The sequence below is a fragment of the Marinomonas sp. AWM4_232 genome (genome assembly GCF_056158325.1).
Map to the genome: position 1 here is coordinate 1 of NZ_JBSWTA010000012.1, position 5,982 is coordinate 5,982.

General features: G+C 42.3%; 7 protein-coding genes. 2 read left to right on the top strand and 5 right to left on the bottom strand.

What is annotated here, in order from left to right; genetic code table 11:
* Positions 1-116: 116 nt before the first annotated feature.
* A complete protein-coding gene (locus ACXAC1_RS20130) occupies positions 117-407 on the top strand; it encodes a hypothetical protein (RefSeq protein ID WP_475064016.1) in 291 nt (96 codons plus the stop codon).
* 148 nt (positions 408-555) lie between these two features.
* Positions 556-1,116, top strand: a complete 561-nt coding sequence (locus ACXAC1_RS20135; RefSeq protein WP_475064018.1) for a DUF1415 domain-containing protein — start codon at positions 556-558, stop codon at positions 1,114-1,116.
* Positions 1,117-1,190: 74 nt separating this feature from the next.
* Here ACXAC1_RS20135 and ACXAC1_RS20140 read toward each other — a convergent pair whose 3' ends face one another.
* The 5 genes from ACXAC1_RS20140 to purL form a co-directional block, all read right to left on the bottom strand.
* Positions 1,191-1,526: a YdbL family probable chaperone protein gene (locus ACXAC1_RS20140; RefSeq protein ID WP_054551056.1), complete on the bottom strand. Its 336-nt coding sequence runs from the start codon at positions 1,524-1,526 to the stop codon at positions 1,191-1,193.
* A gap of 9 nt (positions 1,527-1,535) precedes the next feature.
* A complete protein-coding gene (locus ACXAC1_RS20145; protein ID WP_054551055.1) occupies positions 1,536-1,718 on the bottom strand; it encodes a YnbE family lipoprotein in 183 nt (60 codons plus the stop codon).
* Positions 1,711-3,711 (bottom strand): intermembrane phospholipid transport YdbH family protein, encoded by a 2,001-nt coding sequence (locus tag ACXAC1_RS20150; protein WP_475064024.1) that lies wholly within the window; start codon positions 3,709-3,711, stop codon positions 1,711-1,713. Before ACXAC1_RS20150 ends, ACXAC1_RS20145 begins: the two co-directional genes overlap by 8 nt.
* Positions 3,711-4,193, bottom strand: coding sequence for an intermembrane phospholipid transport protein YdbH family protein (locus ACXAC1_RS20155; protein WP_475064020.1), 483 nt, complete (start codon positions 4,191-4,193; stop codon positions 3,711-3,713). The genes ACXAC1_RS20150 and ACXAC1_RS20155 overlap by 1 nt, the downstream gene beginning before the upstream one ends.
* A gap of 147 nt (positions 4,194-4,340) precedes the next feature.
* Complete coding sequence (gene purL, locus ACXAC1_RS20160) at positions 4,341-5,900, bottom strand: phosphoribosylformylglycinamidine synthase (RefSeq protein ID WP_475064022.1); 1,560 nt, start codon at positions 5,898-5,900, stop codon at positions 4,341-4,343.
* Between the last annotated feature and the right edge of the window lie 82 nt (positions 5,901-5,982).

A 5,982-nucleotide genomic window follows, 5' to 3' on the forward strand; every position in this document is an offset into this window, starting at 1 on the left:
CACCAGCTTATTTTAACTGCTCATAAGAAGCTGTTAAAAGCGTTACCCCTTCGATTATTGCTCCACGTCACCCAGAGCAATTTGATAAAGTCGCTGAAGTTTTAAAAAGTTCAAATTTGAGCTTTAGTCGTCGCAGTGAAGATGACTATAACAAGCAACAAGTTGTGTTAGCTGACACGTTAGGTGAATTACAATGCTTATATGGTGTGGCAAACATCAGCTATGTTGGCGGTAGTTTAATCGAGCGAGGCGGCCATAATCCGTTAGAGTCAGCAGCGTTTTCTGTTGGCTTATTAGCAGGTCCTCATACCTATAACTTTGACCAATATTATCTCAGCTTATTAGTGCTCAAGGAGCTAAAACCGTTACCGATGAAGTTACCTCTGCCGACACACTTATCGCTTTGAGTACTGATCTACAAAAGACGATTAAGCTTGGTCAGCAAGCTCAGAAATGCGTTACTAACAATCAAGGCGCCATCAGTAAAACGGTTAATTTAATTGAGCATTACTTAGAAAAGTAAGATAGAAAAGTAAAATAGAATAGAGAAATAATGTGACTTCAAAGCAAGCGATGAATCGCCCAGAAATACAAATGCGCGAATGGGTATCAAGCGTAATCGTAAAATACAATTTCTGCCCGTTTGCCCGTAAAGAAGTTGAAAGCAATTGCATTCATTATCAAATCAGTCAGTCTATTACGCTTGATGATGCAGTAATGGATATGCTTGAGCAATGTAGCGCGTTAGATCAACTTGCAGAGCGCGAAACCACTTTGTTGATGTTTGAGCAAGGCTTTAAGGATTTTGAAGAGTTCTTAGATTTAGTCGATTTAGCCAATGCGCTTATAGCTGCACAAGGCTATGAAGGTAAGTATCAAATAGCCAACTTTCATCCTGACTATGTATTTGCTGATAGCGATGACTGCGATGCTGCAAACTATACGAATCGTGCACCTTACCCAACACTGCATTTAATCCGTGAAGCCAGCATGAGCGAAGCGTTAGATAACTACGATGAACCTGAATCGATCCCAGAGCACAATATTAAGCTTGCAAGACGCAAAGGCATCGACTTTTGGCAGCAGCTGCTGCAAAACTGCATCGATAAGCGCTAACACCTACCGGCGTTATAAAGATAAAAGCCAGCAATGCTGGCTTTTTGTTTTTTATAGCGATTAAATTTAGTGAGTTATTTTTTTACCCACTCACCGTTCACTTCAATGTAGTGACCCGGCTTCGTTTTCTCGATAGTTTTAGCAGCTGCAAGGGCTTCAACTTGCGCTAACGAAAGATTGTTCTTTTTCGCAAGTTTTAAATATTGCTCTTTACGCTTTGCATTAATTTCATCAACGACCGCTTTTGCTTCGCTGTTATTAACCACTAAACCTAAATAGCCGGAGCTGTCTTCACCCACTAGGCCTTGGCTTTTTGCATCATCAAGGCTGATAGCCCAAGCAGAGAAAGATAAACAAACAGCACTGATCAAGGTGATCACATTTAGTTTTTTAAGTTGTAATTTACGCATGTGTGCTCCTTAGAATAATTCGCTGTCATCACTGAATAAGGTATCTAGTTCTTTATCCACTTTTACGCGGATCTCATGGTCAACTTTTACATTTAAGTTGATTGTAATCGGCTCTTTTGCTGCCACCTCAACACGATGCGTACAGGCACTCAGCATGCCTACCGCCGTCAGCATTACTAACCACTTAGCCATCATTGTTTCCTTTTTTTGCATACTCTTTCTCAACTCTTTGAGTAATTTCATCACTTAAACGCAGCGCTCTAAGTAAAGTAAATACATTCTCTTCATGATTATAATTAAAGTTCACTGCTTGCTGCTGCGCTTCATTATAACCCTCTAAATTTACACCTAAATGTAACCAACCATCCGGTTTGAGATTAACACTGCTGCGTAGTTTTTTAATATCTAAATTCTCAAGTAAACTCAGCGTGCTACTCAGCTCTTGTTGCTGCGCTTTTACCGCTTCAAAGCCCGCATTATTAGTGATCAGTAATTTACCATCACCCTGATTAACTAACTGCCCTTGCTTTACCTCGATACCTTGTTGACTTATTACAACGGGTAAAGTGCCTGCTAAGCGCCCATTTAAGCTAATCCCTGATTCAGCATCAAGGGTGACCAATTTACTGGCATCAATATTTTCAAATTTAACAGTCGCGGTTTGGTTATCACTGAGTGGGCAGAACTTATTCACCACAAATGCCCCGCCCATAACCTGACCAGTTAGATTAGCTGCGCAAGGCTGATTAGCTGTTACCTGCAACTGACCTTGGATATTTTTGACCACGGCACCTGCGCGCAGTTCATTGAGTGTAAATTTAGTCGCTGCAATATTAAGCTGCCCTGAATTAAACGTGCCGTTCAAATTCACTGCAAAATCATTCGCTAGATAATCATTATAAAGCGCACTGAATTTACTTATTTGCACGCGCCCTTGTGCTTGTTGAAGATTTACATCCCCTTTTATATTGCCCGAAACGACTCCATCAGTGACTGTAGCAAGCGGCTCAAACTGAGCAATTATCGGGTTTAGCTTGGATACTGCCTGCTCTGGTATCACTAATTCAAATGGGTGAGCAACCTCAGACATATGATGGCTAACAAGCGCTTCAAAGCCATCTGCAAACACATGATGCGTTGCCTGCAAGGCGCGGCTTTGAAGAGCTTTTGACACAACAGACAACTTATTTAAGCTAAGCTCTGCTGTTGATAATTTAGCGGCCGTGGTTTTGGCATCAATATCAGCAAATAACTCCCCCACACTGAGATCTGTACTAAGAGTAAGCTCATTGCTAATTTTTGCTGCGTTCATATCATCATAAGTTAATGATTTAACCTTGCTATTAGCTTTAACAACGAGGTGCTGCTGGGCATTATACTCAGCGTTAATTGCGCTGCTAAAATCAGTTATCTGAGCACCCGAAATTAGGGCATTTTTAACACTTATATTAGTTTTCAGTTTAGCTGTAGGGCTAGTAAATAACCCTTCAATATTTAGCTTTCCTTTAGCCCCAATACCCTTAACCCCAACACCCTCAGTCAAGGCGCCATCAGACTGAAAATCTAAAAATGCAGGTAGTGAATCCACCGACAGTTGAAAATCAGCGCTAACGCTGCTTTCATGCAAATGCGCGTTGAACTTAAGCTCATCTATATCTTTACTATTGAAATCAATGCTAACTTGGCTATTAAGTGATGCCAGCGGATCCTGTAAAGAAAGGGATGTATTACTGACTGTCACCTCACTTTGCCCTTCTATAGCTTGCAGCTTTACAGTTGGGATTGATAGCAACTTACTTTCTACACTAACTGGTTTTTCAATGTGTAACTGCCAAGTAAGCGGTAACTGCGCTTCAACAAATGATTGATGCTGCTGGTCTGCGATGGTGTTTAAGCAGTCTCGCTTTGCACTAAGTTGATTTTGTAAAGCTGATAAATCCGCGTATAAATGCTGTTGATTTAATTGATACTTAGCACTCAATTGCCCTTCACTAGCAAAACCTAGGTCACACTCCCCTACAGCATGCTGATAACTTGCATTGATTGAGCTTTCAATTGCAACTGTAATTCCATCAAACTTAATCTGTGATTGAGTGGTAAAATGGCTGCTTGTTGGCAATGTTACGAACCGCTCAGCCACTTGCTCATCAAAGGTGATGTTGGCTTTGACTTCATAATTAGATATTACAACGTCAGCATTGAATCCCGCGAAATCGTAAAATGATTTAGGCGTTTTTCTTGTATCGCCAACCTAACAGGATTTTGGGTAAACGGTGAGACTACATCAAGCTGCTCAATACTTATTAGCGGTCTTTGCTCGGGTAATACCAAAGCAAGCTTTTTAAATTCAGTTTGTGAAGTGTCAGGTTGGTGATTATTACTCTGATTGCTAATTATAAGATTGGCTCGAGAAATACTAACCTGTTGCTTATTCGCAATAATGCCAGCTAACTCAATTTGCTGCCCTTGGTAGGTTAAGCATAATTTCTCGATATTCAAATCAAGCTTGCGAGTTAATGACCAATCAATGCAGTGAAGCTCAGCGCCATTTTTACTGAGCATAGGTGTTAAATACCACGATGTCAGTGGTAACCTGAACAGATACGCCAACAGCACCATGCTTAGCACGATACCTAGTAACCCAACACACGCTCGCTTAAAACTCAAAAAACTCTCCTTGCTTCTCGCTTCTCGCTTCTCGCTTCTCGCTTCTCAGATCATTATAAACAAAAAGGCCACACATGATAGTGCAGCCTTTTTAGTTTAAAGGGTTTGTATGAACCTAGCTTGTATATCTAGGTACATAACTAAGTTCTAGCCAACGTTTTTACGAGCGTTGCGGAACATACGCATCCATGGGCTATCCTCAGTCCACTCATCTGGGTGCCATGAGTTAGCAACAGTACGGAATACACGCTCTGGGTGCGGCATCATAACCGTTGCACGGCCATCAGTAGAGGTAATACCTGTGATACCTTCTGGCGAGCCATTCGGGTTAGCTGGGTATTGCGTTGTTGGGTTACCGTAGTTATCAACAAACTTCACTGCCACAGTACCTGATTCAAGCGCTGCTTTAACTGCATCACCGTTTGCGAACTCAGCATGACCTTCACCGTGAGAAACAGCGATAGGCATACGTGAACCTGCCATACCATTAAAGAATACCGATGGGTTTTCTTGCACTTCTACAAGGCTAAAGCGAGCTTCAAAACGCTCTGACTTATTCGTTACGAAACGTGGCCAGTGCTCAGTGCCCGGGATTAATTTTTTCAATGTTGAAAGCATTTGACAGCCATTACACACACCTAAGCTGAATGTATCTTCGCGGTGGAAGAAGCTTTGGAACTGCTCACGCGCCATCTCATTAAATAAGATTGACTTAGCCCAGCCTTCACCAGCACCTAATACGTCACCGTACGAGAAACCACCACATGCCACTAAGCCTTTAAATTGCTCAAGTGTTAAACGACCTTCAAGAATGTCGCTCATGTGCACGTCAACCGCAGCAAAGCCTGCACGGTTAAATGCCGCCGCCATTTCTAAGTGAGAGTTAACACCTTGCTCACGTAAAATAGCCATTTTCGGCTTCGCACCAGTTGCAATGTAAGGTGCTGCAACATCTTCGTTTAAGTCAAAGTTTAGTTTTACGTTAAGACCTGGGTCTTTTGCGTCAAACTTAGCGTCAAACTCTTGCTTAGCACACTCAGGGTTATCTCGACGTGCTTGCATTTGGTAAGTTGTTTCTGCCCAAATAGTACGAAGCTCAGTACGCGTGTGGTTAAGAACCACATCATCACCACGAGTGAATACCACGCGGTCATCAGCGTTTAGTGCGCCAATTTCATGGCTGATAGCTGCTAAGCCGTGATCAGCAAGAACGGCTTTCACTGCGTCTAAATCAGCGTTTGCTACTTGGATAACCGCACCTAGCTCTTCATTATAAAGCGCTTCGATGTCTGAACCTGTTAAGCCTGCAAGGTCAACTCTTACACCCGTGTGACCAGCAAATGCCATTTCAGCGATAGTTGTGAATAAACCACCATCTGAACGGTCATGGTAAGCAAGTAACTTGTTATCAGCAACAAGCGCTTGCATTGCTTCATAGAAACCTTTTAATAGTGCTGGGTTATCAACATCAGGCGTTACATCACCTAATTGCTTATAAACCTGTGCAAGGCTTGATGCGCCCATGCGGTTTTGACCCGCACCTAAATCAACTAATAATAGTGATGACTCACCTTTATCAGTGCGTAGCTGTGGCGTTACTGTTTTACGCACATCTTCAACACGACCAAAGGCAGTAATGATCAGTGATAATGGCGCAGTAACCGATTTTTGCTCACCGTTTTCATCCCATTGAGTTTTCATCGACATTGAAGTCTTTACCCACAGGGATAGTTAAACCGAGCGCCGGACAAAGGTGCGATCTCTGACACTGCACGAGGAACTTAACCTT

Excerpts from the sequence above, each read along its gene's own strand:
- ACXAC1_RS20140 (WP_054551056.1), bottom strand. The coding sequence starts at position 1,526 with ATGCGTAAATTACAACTTAAAAAACTAAATGTGATCACCTTGATCAGT.
- ACXAC1_RS20145 (WP_054551055.1), bottom strand. The coding sequence starts at position 1,718 with ATGGCTAAGTGGTTAGTAATGCTGACGGCGGTAGGCATGCTGAGTGCC.
- purL (WP_475064022.1), bottom strand. The coding sequence starts at position 5,900 with ATGTCGATGAAAACTCAATGGGATGAAAACGGTGAGCAAAAATCGGTT.